The organism is Pseudoalteromonas sp. SG43-3 (assembly GCF_014164385.1).
GTDB classification, from domain to species: Bacteria; Pseudomonadota; Gammaproteobacteria; order Enterobacterales; family Alteromonadaceae; genus Pseudoalteromonas; species Pseudoalteromonas distincta.
Map to the genome: position 1 here is coordinate 1 of NZ_JACJFC010000062.1, position 950 is coordinate 950.

Below are 950 nucleotides of genomic sequence, written 5' to 3' on the forward strand. Positions count from 1 at the left end.
CAATGCAGGGAAAGCTTACATAACACTAGCTAAGCTGATTAAATCAGCTAGGAAAGTGAGAGCCTCCAAAAAGCAAATTCCCATAGCATAAACAACACCAACTCTGACACACCGAGCAGGTAGCGGCTCAGTCCAACAAGCGATTATGCAACACAAACAGCGTGTCGCATAAATACTAAAATGTTATATTTACAAGGAGGTTTAATGTTTTATTTTAAACTCTATGATGACAAAAGGTTAAAAGACCTCAAGCATAGTAAGAAAATCGAGATCGTGAATAACGCTGTAAAATTATATCGAAAAGATAAGCCATTGAATATTACCAGCCGATTACTGGCAATGTTAATTTGGTGCGGTATTCCTGCTGTAGTTTTATTTTTAGTCTTCAGTTTTGGTCTTGCTATTGGTTGGTTTGCACTATCTATCTTCATTCTTGAGATTAAATTAGCTAATGATGAAAGCGCTGATGTCGAAACATACCTAAACCAAGTGTTAGAGTAATGTAAATATAACAAGCCATTCAAGAGGAAAAGTTTACAGTTGGCTATTTTCACTCCGTTCAACATTATAGCCAACAATAAATTTCCCCTTAATGGGGCGTTAGTTGCAAAGGGAACTCTGATGAGTAATTGGAATAAAACAGGTGCGGTAAAAAACCCGATAAAGTTTGGTTTAGCTATTGGCATATCAATAGGTGTTGCAATAGGAATTATCATCCAGAATATTTTATTAGGTGTTCTTTTTGGTATGGCGGTAGGTGCAGTATTTGGTTTTTCTCTCAAGAAAAAGCAAAAAGTAGACAAAGGTTAAATTGACTATTTGCAACTAACAAGTGACTATGGTGTCAATTCCTAATTTCAAACCATTTTAGGATCCCACATGACACCATCCCTCACCATAGAATTTATGATTACTATAAGCTTTCTTATACAGGCAATAATAGCAACTTT

2 protein-coding genes are annotated in these 950 nt (G+C 35.7%); both read left to right on the plus strand.

Annotation, left to right across the window (positions count from 1 at the left end; translation table 11 throughout):
• Positions 1 to 204 precede the first annotated feature (204 nt).
• Positions 205 to 501 carry a hypothetical protein gene (locus H5157_RS20560; protein ID WP_182725410.1) on the plus strand — a complete coding sequence of 99 codons (297 nt, stop codon included), beginning with the start codon at positions 205 to 207 and terminating at the stop codon, positions 499 to 501.
• A gap of 120 nt (positions 502 to 621) precedes the next feature.
• Positions 622 to 810 (plus strand): hypothetical protein, encoded by a 189-nt coding sequence (locus H5157_RS20565; protein WP_182712307.1) that lies wholly within the window; start codon positions 622 to 624, stop codon positions 808 to 810.
• Positions 811 to 950: the final 140 nt, after the last annotated feature.